We start from the raw sequence: 16,570 nt of genomic DNA, 5'->3' as shown, positions 1-16,570 counted from the left end.
GTACAGGTGGATCAGCCGATTATGCGCCCGCGCGCACGATCGTTGCTCAGCCGCAGCTGCTCATGCAGGAATCCCGGCGTTCGCCACAGGACATCATCGGCGCGCGCATCGTACAGTCATGCGTCTTCAGTTCGCAGGCATGGCGCAGGTCCGGGTTGTCCACGTCCTTGCAGCGCTTGTCCGGCGCCGGCACCATCCGCTGCTCGCAATTGCTCTGGCGGCTGCCGAGAGAGTCATTCTGCGCCATGCAGCTGCGATAGCCGGCCTGGCACTGCACGCGGCACTGCGCCGATGCAGGGAAATCCGCGCCTTCGTACGACGCTGGGGTGTTGCAGCCGGCCAGCGCCAGCAGCATGCCTACCACGATGAATCGATGCAGGGCCATGGACACGTCCTGTGCGAGGGTGTGCCGACCGTAGCAGAGCAAGGGCTACAGGCGCGTTAATCCCCCCCCCCGGATACAACAACGGCGCCACACGGGCGCCGTTGTCTGGACCGAAGCGTGCGGGGAGTTACTCCACCACCACCGGAATCTTGCCGATGCGGGCCTGCCATTCGCGCGGGCCGGTCTTGTGCACCGATTCACCGGTGGAGTCGACTGCCACGGTCACCGGCATGTCCTGCACGGTGAACTCGTAGATCGCCTCCATGCCCAGGTCAGCGAAACCAACCACCTTGGCGGCCTTGATCGCCTTGGACACCAGGTAGGCCGAGCCACCGACGGCCATCAGGTAGGCCGACTTGTGCTTCTTGATCGCCTCGATCGCGGCCGGGCCGCGCTCGGCCTTGCCGACCATGCCCAGCAGGCCGGTCTGTGCCAGCACCTGCTCGGTGAACTTGTCCATGCGGGTGGCGGTGGTCGGGCCGGCCGGGCCCACCACTTCGTCGCGCACCGGATCGACCGGGCCGACGTAGTAGATGAAGCGGCCCTTCAGATCGACCGGCAGTTGCTCGCCCTTGTTGAGCATGTCGACCATGCGCTTGTGCGCGGCATCGCGGCCGGTCAGCAACTTGCCGTTGAGCAGCAGGGTCTGGCCCGGCTTCCAGCTGGCCACGTCTTCCGGCGTGATCGTGTCCAGGTCCACGCGGGTGCCCTTGGACGCGTCGTAGGTCAGCTTCGGCCAGTCTTCCAGCGACGGCGGGTCCAGCATCACCGGGCCGCTGCCATCGAGGGTGAAGTGCGCATGGCGGGTGGCCGCGCAGTTCGGGATCATCGCCACCGGCAGGTTGGCCGCGTGGGTCGGGTAGTCGTTGATCTTGATGTCGAGCACGGTGGTCAGGCCACCCAGGCCCTGCGCACCGATGCCCAGCGCGTTGACCTTCTCGTACAGCTCCAGGCGCAGCTCTTCGATGCGGTTGGACGCACCACGGGCCTGCAGCTCGGTGATGTCGATCGGCTCCATCAGCGCTTCCTTGGCCAGCAGCATCGCCTTCTCGGCGGTGCCACCGATGCCGATGCCGAGCATGCCCGGCGGGCACCAGCCGGCGCCCATGGTCGGCACGGTCTTCAGCACCCAGTCGACGATCGAGTCGGACGGGTTGAGCATGGCGAACTTGGTCTTCGCTTCCGAACCACCGCCCTTGGCGGCGACGATCACGTCGACCTTGTTGCCCGGCACCACCTTGACGTTGACCACGCCCGGGGTGTTGTCCTTGGTGTTGATGCGCTTGCCGGCCGGATCAGCCAGCACCGAAGCGCGCAGCTTGTTGTCCGGGTGCATGTAGGCACGGCGCACGCCTTCATTGGCCATGTCTTCCACGCCCATGGTGGCGTCGTCCCAGCGCACGTCCATGCCGATTTCCAGGAACACGGTGACGATGCCGGTGTCCTGGCAGATCGGACGGTGGCCTTCGGCGCACATCCGCGAATTGATCAGGATCTGGGCCATCGCTTCCTTCGCGGCCGGCGACTCCTCGCGCTCGTAAGCGGCGGCGAGGTTCTTGATGTAGTCGACCGGGTGGTAGTACGAGATGTACTGCAGCGCGTCGGCGATGGACTGGATGAGGTCTTCCTGCTTGATCGATGTCACGTCTTGCTCGCTTGCTCGAGGCTGGCGGGGGTAATCCGCCCATTTTACCCCCTCCCCCGGCCCCGGGGTGGTAGTGCCGGCCGCTGGCCGGCAAGATTCCCCCGACGCTCTGTCACGCCACGCGCCACTGCGGCGTCCTTGCCCACATGAACGCCGAAAACGCTTTCCAGACCCACCGCCCGCGCCTGATGGCCCTGGCCTACCGCCTGCTTGGCAGCCGCGCCGACGCCGAAGACGTGGTCCAGGATGCCTGGCTGCGCTGGTCCGGCGCCGACCCGGCGGCCATCCGCGACCCCGAAGCCTGGCTGGTCACCACCACCACCCGGCTCGGCCTGGACCGGCTGCGCGCGGCCAAGCGCGAGCGCGTGCACTACGTCGGCCCATGGCTGGCCGAGCCGCTGGCGGTCACCCTGGAGCCCGACCCGGCGCCCGGCCCGGCCCAGCTGCATGCCCTGGCCGACGACGTTTCGGTCGCCTTCCTGACCCTGCTTGAACAGCTCGGCCCCGAGGAACGCGCCGCTTTCCTGCTGAAGGAGGCCTTCGACCACGACTACCGCGAGATCGCCGAGCTGATCGGCCACAGCGAGGCCAACTGCCGGCAGCTGGTGCACCGTGCCCGGCAGCGCCTGCAGGCCGGACGGCCGCGCTTCAACGCCGATGCCAGCCAGCACCGGCAGCTGCTGGCGCGCTTCATGGATGCCTCGCAGCGCGGCGACAGCGAGGCGATCCAGGCCCTGCTGCACACCAACGCGTTGCTGGTGTCCGACGGCGGCGGCGTGGTCACCGCAGCGGTGCGCCCGCTGCTGGGCGCCGAGCGCATCGGTCGCCTGTTCTGGGCCATTGCCCGCCGCGGCGCGGTGCATCCGGCGCAGTTGGGCTACGTCAACGGCGAGCCGGCGATCCTGCGCTTTGTGGGTGATCGCTTGCACTCGGTCACCACCATCGAGGTGGTCGATGGCCGCATCGCCAACGTGTACAGCGTGTTGAATCCGGAAAAGTTGCCGAAGGTTGTCACGCGCGGCGACGCTGCGGCGTCCTGGTAGTGAAAGGCGGCCATCGTGGCCGCCGTGGAGCCCCCGATGTCCAATCACACTTCTCCCCGCGTCCCCTACACCCGCCTGGCCGCCGAGGCCTTCAAGGGCCTGCTGGCCACCAGCCAGGCGGTGCATGACAGCTCGATCGATCCGACCCTGATGGAACTGGTGTTCCTGCGCGTGTCGCAGCTCAACGGCTGCGGCTACTGCATGGACATGCACGGCACGGCGCTGCGCAAGGGCGGCATCGAGCCGCGCAAGCTGGACACACTGCCGGCATGGCACGAGAGCCGCTTCTTCGACGAACGCGAGCGCGCGGCGCTGGGCTGGGCCGAGGCACTGACCCGGCTGACCGACGGCGCGCCGTCGCAGGCGGCGTTCGATGCATTGGCGCCGCACTTCGATGAGAAGGGCATCAGTGACCTGAGCATGGGCATCGCGGTGATCAATGCCTGGAACCGCCTCGGTGCGGGGTTGCTGCCGCCGCTGCCGGCCTGACCCACCCCGCCTTCGACAGTTCATCGGTGCTGCTGGTAGGTGTCGACCTTGGTCGACACGGTAGATCCACGCCATGCGTGGATGCGGGAGAGTCGGATCCCTTCGCTTCGCGAAGGGCCCTGACCCGCTGTGGGTCGCTGGGGTCAGAGCCCTTTGCCGCGCAAAGGGATCTGACCCCGGTGTCGGCCACACGCCTGCACTGACCCCCTCTGCACGTATCAGGCGCGCACAATACGCGCATGCCTGCTACCCCCACCGCTGGCGCTGCCGCCGCGAAGAAACCCAGCCTGCGCCAGCGCTTCAGGGCGATGCGCAACCTGCCGCCGTTCCTGCGCATGGTCTGGAAGACCAGTCCCGCGCTCACCCTGGCCAGCCTCGGGCTGCGCCTGATCCGCGCGCTGCTGCCGGTGGCGATGCTGTACGTCGGCAAGCTGATCATCGACAGCGCCCTGCACCTGAGCCAGCACGACGCGGGCTTCCCGCCGCTGGGCGAAGCGCTGTCCAGCGGCGTGCTGAATCCGCTGCTGGGCCTGCTGGCGCTGGAATTCGGCCTGGCCATCGCCTCGGACCTGCTCGGCCGGCTGGTCAGCTACGCCGATGCCCTGCTCTCCGAGCTGTTCGCCAACGTCACCAGCATCCGGCTGATGGAACACGCGGCGACGCTGGATCTGGAGGACTTCGAGGACCCGGACCTGCAGGACAAGCTGGACCGTGCGCGGCGCCAGACCATGGGCCGGATGAACCTGATGAGCCAGCTGTTCGGCCAGGTCCAGGACGCGATCACCGTGGCCAGCCTCGCCGTTGGCCTGCTGGTCTACGCACCGTGGCTGATCCTGCTGCTGGTGCTGGCACTGGTGCCGGCCTTCATCGGTGAATCGCACTTCAATGCGGCCGGTTACAGCCTCAACTTCCAGTGGACGCCCGAGCGCCGCCAGCTCGACTACCTGCGCCAGCTCGGTGCCAGCGTGGAAACGGCCAAGGAAGTGAAGATCTACAACCTGCACCGCTTCCTGGTGGAACGCTACCGGCGGCTGTCGGTGGCGCTGTTCCAGGCCAACCGTGCACTGGCCCGGCGCCGCGCGTTCTGGGGCACGCTGCTGGCTGCGCTGGGCACGCTGGGGTATTACACCGCCTACGCCTACATTGCCTGGCGCACGGTGCGCGGCGACTTTTCGATCGGCGACCTGACCTTCCTTGCCGGCAGCTTCCTGCGCCTGCGCCAGCTGCTGGAAGGCCTGCTGATCGGCTTCTCGCAGGTGGCCAGCCAGGCGCTGTACCTGGACGACCTGTTCTCGTTCTTCCAGATCGAGCCGGAAATCCACTCGCGTGAAGGCGCCATACGCGTGCCGCAGCCGATCCGCCAGGGCTTCGTGTTCGAGAACGTCGGCTTCCGCTATCCCGATGCCGAACAGTGGGCGGTGCGCCACCTCGATTTCCAGCTGCAGGCCGGCGAAGTGCTGGCCCTGGTCGGCGAGAACGGCGCGGGCAAGACCACGCTGGTGAAACTGCTGGCACGGCTGTACGAGCCGGACGAAGGCCGCATCCTGCTCGACGGCCGCGACCTGCGCGACTACGACCTGGACGACCTGCGCGCCAACCTCGGGGTGATCTTCCAGGACTTCGTGCGCTACAACCTCAGCGCCGGCGAGAACATCGGCGTCGGCCAGGTCGAGGCGATGGACGACCAGGCAAGAATCGCCGATGCCGCGCGACGAGGCATGGCCGAGGAAGTGATCGACGACCTGCCCGGCGGCTACGACCAGCTGATCGGGCGCCGCTTCAAGCAGGGCGTGGACCTGTCCGGTGGCCAGTGGCAGAAGATCGCCATTGCCCGCGCGTGGATGCGCAATGCGCAGGTGATGATCCTGGATGAGCCAACGGCAGCGCTGGACGCGCGCAGTGAGTTCGAAGTGTTCCAGCGGTTCAGGGAGCTGGCGGATAATCGTACGGCAGTGCTGATTTCCCACCGTTTCTCTTCGGTACGCATGGCCGATCGCATCCTGGTGCTGGCCGATGGCCGCATCGAGGCCAGCGGCACCCATGCGCAGCTGATGGCCCAGGGAGGACGGTACGCCGAGCTGTTCGAGCTGCAGGCGGCGGGTTACCGCTGAGAACGCCTCTCGTTCCGCCCAATGAGAACCCATCTCATTTGAGATAGAATCAACCCCGACGACTTTCGATAGATACGCCCATGTCCTCCGCTTTCGGCGCCGAAACGGTGCTTGAGGTCCGTCACTGGACCGATGCCTACTTCAGTTTCACCACTACCCGCGACAGCGGCTTCCGCTTCGAGAACGGCCAGTTCGTGATGATCGGCCTGGAAACCGAGGCACGGCCGCTGCTGCGCGCCTATTCCATCGCCAGCGCCAACTGGGAAGAGCACCTGGAGTTCTTCAGCATCAAGGTGCAGGACGGCCCGCTGACCTCGCGCCTGCAGCACATCAAGCCGGGCGACAAGGTGCTGGTCGGCAAGAAGCCCACCGGCACCCTGCTGATCAGCGACCTGCACCCGGGCAGGAACCTGTACCTGCTGGGCACGGGCACCGGCATGGCGCCGTGGCTGTCGGTCATCAAGGACCCGGAGACCTACGAGCGCTTCGAGAAGGTGATCCTCTGCCACGGCGTGCGCTACGAGAAGGATCTGGCCTACCGCGATTACTTCGAGAAGGAACTGCGTGAGCACGAGTTCCTGGGCGAGATGATCGGCGACAAGCTGCTGTACTACCCGGCCGTCACCCGCGAGCCGTTCGCCAACCAGGGCCGCCTGACCCAGCTGATGGAAAGCGGCCAGATGCAGCGCACCCTCGGCCTGCCGGAGCTGAGCCCGGAAAACGACCGCGCGATGATCTGCGGCAGCCCGCAGATGCTGGCTGATCTGCGCAGCGTGCTCGATGCCCGCGGCTTCCAGGTCTCGCCGCGCATCGGCCAGCCGGGTCACTACGTGTTCGAGCGCGCGTTCGTCGAGAAATGATCTGCAACGGCAGCCGGCCGCCGGCCGGCTCTCCGTGCGCTCCGGGATTGCCGGCCAGCGGCCGGCACTACCCCCTTCACAGCAGCGCTTCGATCGCGCTGCGCAGCTGTTCCGGCCTGGTGGTTGGCGCAAAGCGCGCAGCCACCCGCCCTTGGCGATCGACCAGGAACTTGCTGAAATTCCACTTGATGCGGGCGCTACCCAGCAGGCCGCGCTTCTCGCGTGACAGCCATGCCCACAACGGATCAGCCCCCTCGCCGTTGACCTCGATCTTCTCCGAAAGCGGGAAGCTGACCGGATAATCCAGCGAACAGAACTGGCGGATCTGCGCGGCGTCCCCCGGCTCCTGCGCGCCGAACTGGTTGCATGGGAAGCCGATCACCACCAGGCCACGCTCGCGATACTCCTGCCACAGCTGTTCCAGCCCGGTGTACTGCGGGGTGAAGCCACAGCGGCTGGCGACATTGACCAGCAACAGCGGGTGACCCCGGTACCCGGCGAGGGCCTGTGGCTGGCCGTCGAGGTCGCGGAAGCTGAAATCGTAGGCAGTCGTCATGGCGGTGAACCGTGGGCGGTGAATGCATGGTACCCGCGCCCGGCCGCGGCAACATGCCTTTTGACACAAGTGCGGGCGCCGCCGGCCGGGTTACCCTCGGGCCCTTGTTTGCCTTACCGGAGTTCCTGCCTTGACCACCCGCCTTGCCCTTGCCGTGGCCATGTCCCTCGGCCTTGCCCTGCCCGCCTTCTCGGCCGGCGCCGCCACCCCGGCCGCCAGCAGCACCGCCCAGCAGGCCAATCCGTTCTTCGCCGAAAGCCCGCTGCCGCTGCACTTCCCGCAGTTCGACAAGATCAAGGACAGCGACTTCGCCCCGGCCTTCGACGCCGGCATGGCGCAGCAGCTGAAGGAAGTGGAGGCCATCGCCAACAACAAGGCCAAGCCGACCTTCGACAACACCATCATCGCCCTGGAAAAGAGCGGTGACATCCTCGACCGCGCGACCACCGTGTTCTTCAGCCTGGTCGGTGCCGACACCAACGACACCCGCAAGAAGCTGCAGGCCGACTACTCGGCGAAGTTCGCCGCGCACAGCGATGCGATCGCGCTGAACGGCAAGCTGTTCGCCCGCATCCAGGCGCTGTATGACACCCGCAGCCAGCTGGGCCTGGACGCCGAAGGCGTGCGCCTGGTCGAGAAGTACTACGACAACTACGTGCGCGCAGGCGCCAAGCTGTCCGACGCCGACAAGGCCAAGCTGAAGGAGATGAACGCCGAGCTGGCCAACCTGGGTACCAAGTTCAGCCAGAACGTGCAGTCGGAGGTGAACGCTTCGGCGATCACCGTCGACGACGTCAAGGAACTGGACGGCCTGTCCAAGGAGCAGATCGCCGCCGCCGCCGAAGCCGCCAAGGCCCGCGGCCAGGACGGCAAGTACGTGATCACCCTGCTCAACACCACCGGCCAGCCGCCGCTGACCAACCTGGCCAACCGCGCCCTGCGCCAGAAGATCTACGAAGCATCGGTGAGCCGCGGCAGCCGCGGCGGTGAGTTCGACAACACCGCTCTGGTCTCGCGCATCATGCAGCTGCGCGCCGACAAGGCCAAGCTGATGGGCTTCCCGAACTTCGCCGCCTACAACCTGACCAACCAGACCGCCAAGACCCCCGAAGCGGTCAACGCGATGCTGGGCAAGCTGGCCCCGGCCGCGGTGGCCAACGCCAAGCGTGAAGCCGCCGACCTGCAGGCGATGATCGACCAGGAACAGAAGGCCGCTGGCAAGCCGACGTTCAAGCTGGAACCGTGGGACTGGGCCTTCTACAGCGAGAAGGTGCGCCAGGCCAAGTACAACTTCGACGAGTCGCAGCTGAAGCCGTACTTCGAAATGAAGAACGTGCTGGAGAACGGCGTGTTCTACGCCGCGGGCCAGGAATTCGGCCTGACCTTCAAGCAGCGCACCGACCTGCCGGTCTACCACGATGACGTCACCGTCTACGACGTGTTCGACGCCGACGGCAGCCAGCTGGCGATCTTCATCTTCGACCCGTATGCACGCGCCTCCAAGCGCGGTGGCGCGTGGATGAACTCCTACGTCTCGCAGTCCAAGCTGACCGGCTTCAAGCCGGTGGTCGCCAATCACCTGAACATTCCGAAGCCGCCGGCCGGCCAGCCGACCCTGCTGACCTGGGACGAGGTGAACACCACGTTCCACGAGTTCGGCCACGCCCTGCACGGCATGTTCTCCAACGTGAAGTACCCGTACTTCTCGGGCACCTCGGTGCCGCGTGACTTCGTCGAGTTCCCCTCGCAGGTCAACGAGATGTGGGCCGACAACCCGGTCATCCTGAAGAACTACGCCAAGCACTACCAGAATGGTTCGGCGATGCCGCAGGCACTGCTGGACAAGGTGCTGGCGGCAGCCAAGTTCAACCAGGGCTTCGCTACCACCGAGTACCTGGGTGCGGCCATGCTGGACCAGCGCTGGCACCAGATCGGCGCCGACCAGGTGCCGGCCGCCAAGGACGTGATGGCCTTCGAGCGCGCCGCGCTGGAGAAGGACGGCATCTACTACGCGCCGGTGCCGCCGCGCTACAAGACCCCGTACTTCAGCCACATCATGGGCGGCTATTCGGCCGGTTACTACGCCTACATCTGGTCGGAAGTGCTCGACGCCAACACCCAGAAGTGGTTCAAGGACAACGGCGGCCTGAGCCGCAAGAACGGCGACCACTTCCGCGCCACCCTGCTGTCCAAGGGCGGCAGCGTCGACGCGATGCAGCTGTTCCGCGATTTCGCCGGCCACGAGCCGCAGATCGAACCGCTGCTGGAAAAGCGTGGCCTGACCGGCGCCGGCAACTGATCGCCCGCGCAGTAGCCTGAAACGAAAAACCGCCCGGGAAACCGGGCGGTTTTTTTGTTGGGACATCCACGCATGGCGTGGATCTACTGGTGGGTGCCGACCGTTGGTCGGCACGATCCATTCGCGCCACGAACCCCGGCATCATCGATCCACACATGACGCACTCCAGTAGATCCGCGCCATGCGTGGATGCGCTTCCAGATCAGCGCCGAAACAGTCGCTCCCACCACCGTCGTTTCGGCGCACCGGGCGCGGCAGCGGCAGTCGATGCGATATCCGGGTGCGCTGCCACGAACTCCGCCAGCTGGGCCGCCGCGGCTTCCGCATAAAGGATCGCGCCATCCGGCGCGCAGTTCAGCAGATTGCTCAAGCTGGTCGATGCATTGAGATCCATCGGGTTCGGCTCGACCACCTCGCTGGCCTCCAGCAATCCGCATCCGCTGGCGATCGCTTCATCGACAACACGCCAGAAAACGACCAGGCGTCCATCGGAGAACAGCTCCTCCAGGCGCGCAGCAAGTGCGCTGTCCACTGCATAATCAGCGCGTAATTGCTTCAGCCGGGCATGCGTGATGAACACGCCACCACCATAGTTTTCACGTAGATGGTTGCCGGCGGCAGCATCCGCCCACTGCAACGGCACCAGTTGCCGCCAGTCCGCGAAATACCGGGCGACCACCGGATCGTCGATGAAAAACGAAAGGGCGCTCCCGCGGAGATAGTGATACCGCCGAAGGTGGCCGGCCACGATCGCCAGGTACAAAGCGTGCCCCTTCTCGAAAGGCACGTCGGCGCTGATCGAGCGAGCCTCGTCGATGCGTTCCTGCAACTGCTCCATGTAGAACGGCTCGATCCGGAACCGCTGTTGCAGCGCCTCGACCAGCGTCACGTCCTCCAGAGCACGGAAATAGATGTCACGGATCTCCGAATCCGCGACTGGATGGTAGGTGATGTCCCAACCCATGCTGCAACGCCTTCAGGAATGCGGTAACCCCGCCGACCCAACAGCGTAGCGTCGACGACGCCCACGCGCGGAGCTGACCGTGCAACACACGGATTTGGCGTCAGTAAGTATCGCATCCGGCCTGATCTACCCCTGCGCACCCTCAGCGTGGCGCCACGTACCCACCCGGTACGCCTTCCGGCGACAGCACCAGCTGCCACAGCTGCGCGTGCCGGCAGCGGAAGGTGGCCATCGATCCGGCCAGGTAGAACCGCCACATGCGGCGGAAATGCTCGTCGTAGCGCGCGTCCAGCTGCGGCCACGCCGCTTCCACGTTGCGTCGCCAAGCCTGCAGGGTGAGGTCGTAGTCGGTGCCGAAGTTGTGCCAGTCCTCCAGCACGAAGCGCCCTTCGAACGCCTTGCTGATCTGCACCGCCGACGGCAGCATTGAATTGGGGAAGATGTAGCGCGCGATCCACGGATCGGTGCGATGCCGCGAGATGTTGGTGCCGATGGTGTGCAGCAGCAGCAACCCGCGCGAAGACAGGCAGCGCCTGGCCACCTCGAAGAAACTGGCGTAGTTCTTGTCGCCGACATGCTCGAACATGCCGATCGAGAAGATCGCATCGAACGGCTCATCCAGTTCGCGATAGTCCTGCAGGCGGATCTCGATCGGCAGGCCGGCGCACAGTTCGCGTGCGAACCCGGCCTGTTCCTGCGAAATGGTCACGCCGACGCCGGTGACGCCGTAGCGCTCTGCTGCGAACTTCAGGGCTTCACCCCAGCCACAGCCGATGTCCAGCACACGCTGCCCGGGGCGCAGCCCCAGCTTGCGGCAGACCAGGTCCAGCTTGGCCTCCTGCGCGGCATCGAGATCACCGGCATTGCGCCAGTAGCCGCAGCTGTACACCAGGCGTTGGCCGAGCATGGCCTGGTAGAGGTCGTTGCCAAGATCGTAGTGGCGGCGGCCCACTTCGTAGCTGCCCTGCCCGACCTGCAGGTTGAACAGGCGCGCCTTCAGCGCATCGGCCACTTCGCGCCAACCGTGCACCCGTTCATCCAGGTGTGCCTGCATCAGGTGGACGAGGAATTCATCGAGGACGTTGGCATCCCACCAACCGTCCATGTAGCTCTCGCCGAGGCCAAGCGAGCCGTGCGCCATGACCCGCGCGAAAAAGCGCGGGTCATGCACCTGGATGTCCTGTGGCTGGGTGCCGCCGATGCGGACCCCGGCTTCCTGCAGCAGGCCGGCGACCCGCTCCTGCAACCCTGTATCCACGCCACCTCCTCGACTGCGGTCAACCGCGTGCGAACAGCTCCACGTAGTCCTTGGCCACGTGCGGCAACAGCACCGCCGCCGGTACGTCGGCGGTCTGGGTGCCGTCCGAGTATGGACCCACCTGGTACGGCGGGAAAACAAAGCGCAGCGCGGTGATCTGCCCCTTGTCGTTGGTCAGCGGCTGGAACTGGCTGAAATTGTCGGCCTGGGGGCCGGTACCGTCGGCGATCATGCGCGATGCGTTACGCAGCGATTCCTGCAGCTGGGCCGGGTCCATGTCCTCGCCACTGAGGCGGGTGGCCACGCGTTCGCGCAGCTGGTCGGCGACGAAATCACTGATCGCCTTCCAGCCCTTGGCATCGGCCACCAGCTTGTCGGCACTGAGCATCTGCTGCTGCGCCGGCAGCCACACGAAACGCGCCACCAGCGGCTCGCCGTGGGCGCCACCGGTATAGCGGCTGCCATCGGCACTGACCACCACCAGCTGCGGCGTTTCCAGCAGCTTCTCGAAGCTCAGCGACAGTTCGTAGGGCATGGTCGGCTTGTCATTGCCGAGCCCGTCCAGTGCCTGCTGCAGGTCGCTGCGTGCGCTGGTTGCGTAGTTCTGCAGCGCGCGCGCCAGGCCCGGGTAGCGATCGATGCCGGCCGGGTAGCTGATGCCCACCACTTCGCGCTCGTTGTTCTCGATCACGTCGCGCAGGTCCAGCGGCGCTTCCGTGGCCGGCGTTTCACCTGCGGCAGTGGCCTCGGCGGCGGGGGCCGCGTCGGTCGCCGGTGCCGGCTCGCTTTCACGCTGGCAACCGGCCAGCAACAGCACGCCCACCACGCCGGCCAGCACGCTGCCGTGCAATGGCCGGTTGTTTCCAATCTTCATCGGGATCCCCTGTTCATGTTTGTACATCATCGCCTGCCATGGCTGAAGCGTGGCCCGCTGGCATTCAGCCAGCGAGCAGGTCGTGGTACTCCTCGTGCCGCTGCAGGAAGGCTTCGGCGTAGGAACATGCCGGCACCACCTTGTACTTCTGCTCGCGGGCAAAGCGCAGTGCCACGCGTGTCAGCTCACCTGCGATGCCACGGCCGGCAATCGGCTCGGGTACCTCGGTGTGGGTGATGACCATGCGCCTGCGTTTGATCTGGTAATCGAGCACCGCCAGCTGTCCGCGCACACGGGCGGTGAAGCGATGGTTGGCCAGGTCGTGTTCGACCTCGTAGGCCAGACCGGGGGGCGTGACCGAAGCCATGGAACTGTCTCCTGCGGCGACTGCGTGGATGGTGCGCAGCCGGGCGCCATGATCGCGTGAAGCCTGAACAGGGGCAAGTCCAATCCATTCACGTCAGTTTTCGACCCTCAAGCTGGAGCGAGGACGGCCGCTATCGCCTGTGGAGGGGTACGGCCATGCTGGCACGGCCCTTGCGACCGTTGATCATGCGCACCACCGCGGAGGCTCCGATGCACCCCAGCGATTCCCATTCCGACACCGACCGCGCCCTGCTGGAGGGCCTGCTGCAGCTGGCGGTGGAAGGGCAGACCGAAGATCAGGATTTCCAGCGCATCGGCGAAGAGGTATTCGCCCGCCTGCTGGACACCTACGGCCAGCAGACCCGCGCCTGACCAGGAGCGGGTCCCTGCCCCCGGGGTCGGATCCAGTGGATCCGACCCCAGCCCCTCAACCGCCGCCGAGACGGAAGGTCGGGTTGGAAAGCTCGCGCAGGAAGTGGGTGAAGATGCTCGGCTGCATGGCCAGCATGAAGATCACACCGAACGCCGCGCCCGCCAGGTGGGCGCTGTGGTTGATGCGATCACCACCGCGCTTGTCCATCCAGATGCTGTAGCCCACGTAGAACGCGGCATAGACAATGGCCGGTGCCGGGATGAAGAACACCAGGATGATCGACCACGGCTTGATCAGGATGAAGGCGAACAACACCGCCGACACCGCTCCGGACGCGCCCAGGCTGAGGTAGTTCGGGTTCTTCTGGTTCTTCAGGTAGCTGGGCAGGATCGAGACCAGCAGCGCACCGATGTAGAACGCCGGGTAGGTCAGGTAGCTGCCGGTCAGCTGCACCATCACGCTCTCGATGAATCCCCCGAAGAAGAACAGGGTGATCATGTTGAAGATCAGGTGCGACCAGTCGGCGTGGATGAAGCCATAGGTCACCAGCCGGTCGTACTGGCGGTGACGGTCGATGGCCGGCGGCCACAGGATCAGGCGGTCGGCCAGCTTGCGGTTGTTGAACGCCATCCACGACAGGAGGGCGGTGATGGCGATCAACAGCAGATTGACGGGGGTCATGTCAGGCTCAGGCGCTACGGTAGTTGTCGACCATACGATAGCGTTTCGCGTACCAACCGAAGGCCAACGCCGCGACGAAGGCGAAACCGGCGAAGAAGAACATCAGGAATGCCGCCTCGCTCAGGCCCGTACTGGCGATCTTGTGGGTCACCGCATCGTTGCGCACAGCAGCGTTGGACAGCAGCACCCACAGGTTGCCGATGGTGGTGGTCAGGTTCCAGAAGCTCATCACCACGCCCTTCATCGCCTGCGGCGCCTGGCTGTAGGCGAACTCCAGGCCGGTGGCCGAGACCAGCACCTCACCGAAGGTCAGCAGCGCATACGGCAGCATCTGCCAGAAGATCGACATGGCATTGCCACCGTCCATCACCACCTGGATGCCGCCGACCACGATCCAGGCCAGGCCGCTGAAGGCGATGCCGGCGGTCATGCGGCGCAGCGCGGTCGGCTCGAAGCCGAAGCGGCGCAGGGCCGGGTACAGCACCAGGTTGTTGAACGGAATCAGGATCATCACCAGCAGCGGGTTCAGCGCCTGCATCTGCGAGGCGGTGAACCAGCTCGGCATCTGCATCTGCTGGCCCTGCAGGACCCAGGTCGAGGCCTTCTGGTCGAACAGCGAGAAGAACGGCGTGGTCAGCGCGAAGATCACCAGCACGCGCAGCACGGAGCGCACACCTTCCACGGCTTCGGTCGGGTGCAGGCCACGGGCGCGATCGAGCTGCAGCCAAGTGCCACCGCCAATACCGGCCAGGATCGACACCAGCGCCAGGCACAGGCAGATGACGATGCCCAGCGACCCAACCAGGCCGAACGAGGCCACTGCCAGCACCAGGCCGAGTACGGCGATCACCAGGCCCGGACGGCCCTGGCCGGCCACGCGCGTGGTCAGCGCGGTACGCACCACGTTGGCGAACGAATGCGGGTCCTTCGGCGGCAGCGGCACCAGCACGTAGCGCTTGCGGCCCAGCCAGAACACGAAGGTCGCGATGAACATCAGGATGCCCGGGATGCCGAACGCCCACTGCGGGCCCCAGTTCTTCAGCACCAGCGGGATCAGCAGCGAGGCGAACAGCGAGCCGAAGTTGATGATCCAGTAGAAGGCGTCGAAAACGATCTTGGCCAGGTGCTTGTTGCTCTGGTCGAACTGGTCGCCCATGAACGAGGCCACCAGCGGCTTGATGCCACCGGCACCCAGCGCGATCAGGCCCAGGCCGAGGAAGAAGCCCTCGCGGCTGTTCTCGAATAGCGCCAGGCACAGATGGCCGGCACAGTAGACCAGGCTGAACCAGAGAATGGTGTGGTACTTGCCGAAGAACCTGTCGGCCAGCCAGCCTCCGAGCAGCGGGAAGAAATACACGCCGATCATGAAGCTGTGCATGATGTCCTTGGCTTCACCGGCACGGCCTTCCGCAGTGATTTCCTGCAGCAGCAGCGAGGTGATCAGGAACTGCACCAGGATGTTGCGCATCCCGTAGAAACTGAACCGCTCGCAGGCCTCATTGCCGATGATGTACGGGATCTGGCGCGGCATCTTTCCCTGGCCGGCGATGGGGGCAACTGCGTCGTGGCTCATCCTGTAAGGCAATCCTGCAAAGCGAAAGGCGCAAGGTTACCGGAAGCGGGGCTTGCGAAGCACGCTGCAGGGCTGCATGACAACGGTGCCAATCCGTGGCAGGCAACGTCACTACATGCCGGAAGTCACGGCACCTGCACGACAAAAGCGTAAACTTATCGTTATGCGCCCCCTCGCCCACGCCCGTCTCCTGCTCAGCTGTCTCGTGCTGCTGCTGGCGTTGCAGGCACAGGCGCGGCCGCAGGCACCGGCCGCCGCCAGCGGTGAGGCCGAGCCCCGGCAGCTGACCGTGGCCGCGCTGGAATTGCCCAGCCGCGATGATGCGCAGTGGAAGCAGCGCCGCGAACAGGTGGCGCACCTGCTCACCGAGCTGCAGCCGGACGTGATCTCCGTACAGCAGGTGCTGCAGCAGCAGGGCCGCAATCCGGCCTGCTGGCTGGCCAGCCGGCTGCGCTACAGCTGCGACTTCGTTACCGCCGATCCGCCCAGCCAGCCGTTGCGGCACGGCAACGCGATGCTGACCCGGCTGCCGGTCAGCGAGGATGGCGTGACCCTGCTGCACCCACCCGGCACCTTCAGCGCCGCCGGCATGATGCGGCTGAAGCTGGGCCAGGCGCTGGTAAACATCTATGTGGCACGGCTGCGCCCGGACCCGGACGAGGCCACTGCCCGCCAGCACCAGACCAGCGACCTGATGACCTGGATCGGCGCCACCGCCGAGGGCATGCCCAGCCTGATCGCCGGTGATTTCTCGGCAACCACCGTCGAGCTCGTGCGCAGTACCCCGGGGTTCCAGCCGGCCCGGCGCAATCCGGGTGGCCGCCCCGAGCCGCCGGCGGCCAGCGGCGGTGGCGCCAGTGGTCATGGCCTGGACGTGCTGTTCCAGGTCAAGCACTTCGGCGGCATCCGCCAGCAGCCGATCCTGCTGCCGGCCGACGGCGACCTGCCGGGCCTGCGTCTGGGCGTAATGGCCACCCTGCGCCTGCAGGGCGATGCGGCCACGGCCGAATAGGTAGTGCCGGCCGCTGGCCGGCATTCCAGGGCTGCCGGCCAGCGGCCGGCACTACCAATGCGGAAAACAAAAAGGCCGGGG

At 66.0% G+C, this 16,570-nt stretch carries 16 protein-coding genes; 7 read left to right on the top strand and 9 right to left on the bottom strand.

Annotated elements, in window-relative coordinates; translation table 11 throughout:
- Window positions 1-46: 46 nt before the first annotated feature.
- Both AC5P78_RS02090 and AC5P78_RS02085 read right to left on the bottom strand, forming a co-directional pair.
- Complete coding sequence (locus AC5P78_RS02090) at window positions 47-385, bottom strand: hypothetical protein (RefSeq protein WP_005410295.1); 339 nt, start codon at window positions 383-385, stop codon at window positions 47-49.
- A gap of 127 nt (window positions 386-512) precedes the next feature.
- A complete protein-coding gene (locus tag AC5P78_RS02085; RefSeq protein WP_005410296.1) occupies window positions 513-2,030 on the bottom strand; it encodes a fumarate hydratase in 1,518 nt (505 codons plus the stop codon).
- Window positions 2,031-2,176: 146 nt separating this feature from the next.
- On the opposite strand from AC5P78_RS02085, the gene AC5P78_RS02080 reads away from it, so the two are divergent.
- From AC5P78_RS02080 to AC5P78_RS02065, 4 genes are all read left to right on the top strand, one after another.
- Window positions 2,177-3,073: an RNA polymerase sigma-70 factor gene (locus tag AC5P78_RS02080; RefSeq protein WP_012480795.1), complete on the top strand. Its 897-nt coding sequence runs from the start codon at window positions 2,177-2,179 to the stop codon at window positions 3,071-3,073.
- 36 nt (window positions 3,074-3,109) lie between these two features.
- Entirely contained in the window at window positions 3,110-3,562 is a 453-nt protein-coding gene (locus AC5P78_RS02075) for a carboxymuconolactone decarboxylase family protein (RefSeq protein WP_005413960.1), read from the top strand.
- Between the two features lie 239 nt (window positions 3,563-3,801).
- The gene (locus AC5P78_RS02070) at window positions 3,802-5,673 is read left to right on the top strand and encodes an ABC transporter ATP-binding protein (RefSeq protein WP_024956642.1); all 1,872 of its coding nucleotides are present in this window, start codon (window positions 3,802-3,804) and stop codon (window positions 5,671-5,673) included.
- Between the two features lie 80 nt (window positions 5,674-5,753).
- Window positions 5,754-6,533, top strand: a complete 780-nt coding sequence (locus AC5P78_RS02065) for a ferredoxin--NADP reductase (protein ID WP_005410300.1) — start codon at window positions 5,754-5,756, stop codon at window positions 6,531-6,533.
- Between the two features lie 76 nt (window positions 6,534-6,609).
- Here the strand turns inward: AC5P78_RS02065 and AC5P78_RS02060 are convergent, their stop codons facing one another.
- Window positions 6,610-7,089, bottom strand: coding sequence for a glutathione peroxidase (locus tag AC5P78_RS02060; RefSeq protein ID WP_005413962.1), 480 nt, complete (start codon window positions 7,087-7,089; stop codon window positions 6,610-6,612).
- A 130-nt stretch (window positions 7,090-7,219) separates the two neighbouring features.
- Between AC5P78_RS02060 and AC5P78_RS02055 the strand changes: the two genes are divergently transcribed.
- On the top strand, window positions 7,220-9,388 hold the full coding sequence (locus tag AC5P78_RS02055) for a M3 family metallopeptidase (RefSeq protein WP_005413963.1): 2,169 nt from the start codon (window positions 7,220-7,222) through the stop codon (window positions 9,386-9,388).
- Window positions 9,389-9,590: 202 nt separating this feature from the next.
- On the opposite strand, the gene AC5P78_RS02050 is transcribed toward AC5P78_RS02055, so the two are convergent.
- The 4 genes from AC5P78_RS02050 to AC5P78_RS02035 all read right to left on the bottom strand — a co-directional run bounded on the left by AC5P78_RS02050 (window position 9,591) and on the right by AC5P78_RS02035 (window position 12,851).
- A complete protein-coding gene (locus AC5P78_RS02050) occupies window positions 9,591-10,352 on the bottom strand; it encodes a hypothetical protein (protein ID WP_012480798.1) in 762 nt (253 codons plus the stop codon).
- A 142-nt stretch (window positions 10,353-10,494) separates the two neighbouring features.
- Window positions 10,495-11,610, bottom strand: coding sequence for a cyclopropane fatty acyl phospholipid synthase (cfa, locus tag AC5P78_RS02045; protein WP_012480799.1), 1,116 nt, complete (start codon window positions 11,608-11,610; stop codon window positions 10,495-10,497).
- Between the two features lie 19 nt (window positions 11,611-11,629).
- Complete coding sequence (locus AC5P78_RS02040; RefSeq protein ID WP_005410304.1) at window positions 11,630-12,511, bottom strand: DUF3298 and DUF4163 domain-containing protein; 882 nt, start codon at window positions 12,509-12,511, stop codon at window positions 11,630-11,632.
- A 37-nt stretch (window positions 12,512-12,548) separates the two neighbouring features.
- Entirely contained in the window at window positions 12,549-12,851 is a 303-nt protein-coding gene (locus AC5P78_RS02035; protein ID WP_005410305.1) for a GNAT family N-acetyltransferase, read from the bottom strand.
- 209 nt (window positions 12,852-13,060) lie between these two features.
- Here AC5P78_RS02035 and AC5P78_RS02030 point away from each other — a divergent pair, with 209 nt between their 5' ends.
- Complete coding sequence (locus AC5P78_RS02030) at window positions 13,061-13,222, top strand: hypothetical protein (protein ID WP_005413966.1); 162 nt, start codon at window positions 13,061-13,063, stop codon at window positions 13,220-13,222.
- A 55-nt stretch (window positions 13,223-13,277) separates the two neighbouring features.
- Here the strand turns inward: AC5P78_RS02030 and AC5P78_RS02025 are convergent, their stop codons facing one another.
- Window positions 13,278-13,904 carry a rhomboid family intramembrane serine protease gene (locus AC5P78_RS02025; RefSeq protein ID WP_005410307.1) on the bottom strand — a complete coding sequence of 209 codons (627 nt, stop codon included), beginning with the start codon at window positions 13,902-13,904 and terminating at the stop codon, window positions 13,278-13,280.
- A 7-nt stretch (window positions 13,905-13,911) separates the two neighbouring features.
- Window positions 13,912-15,477 (bottom strand): POT-type proton-dependent oligopeptide transporter, encoded by a 1,566-nt coding sequence (locus AC5P78_RS02020; protein WP_024956638.1) that lies wholly within the window; start codon window positions 15,475-15,477, stop codon window positions 13,912-13,914.
- 163 nt (window positions 15,478-15,640) lie between these two features.
- Here AC5P78_RS02020 and AC5P78_RS02015 point away from each other — a divergent pair, with 163 nt between their 5' ends.
- Entirely contained in the window at window positions 15,641-16,489 is an 849-nt protein-coding gene (locus tag AC5P78_RS02015) for an endonuclease/exonuclease/phosphatase family protein (protein ID WP_043034725.1), read from the top strand.
- Window positions 16,490-16,570 lie beyond the last annotated feature (81 nt).

This window comes from Stenotrophomonas sp. YJH_SMC_133, from assembly GCF_059370655.1.
The sequence above is the reverse complement of the archived record's forward strand: the minus strand, read 5'-3'. Positions and strand labels throughout refer to the sequence as shown.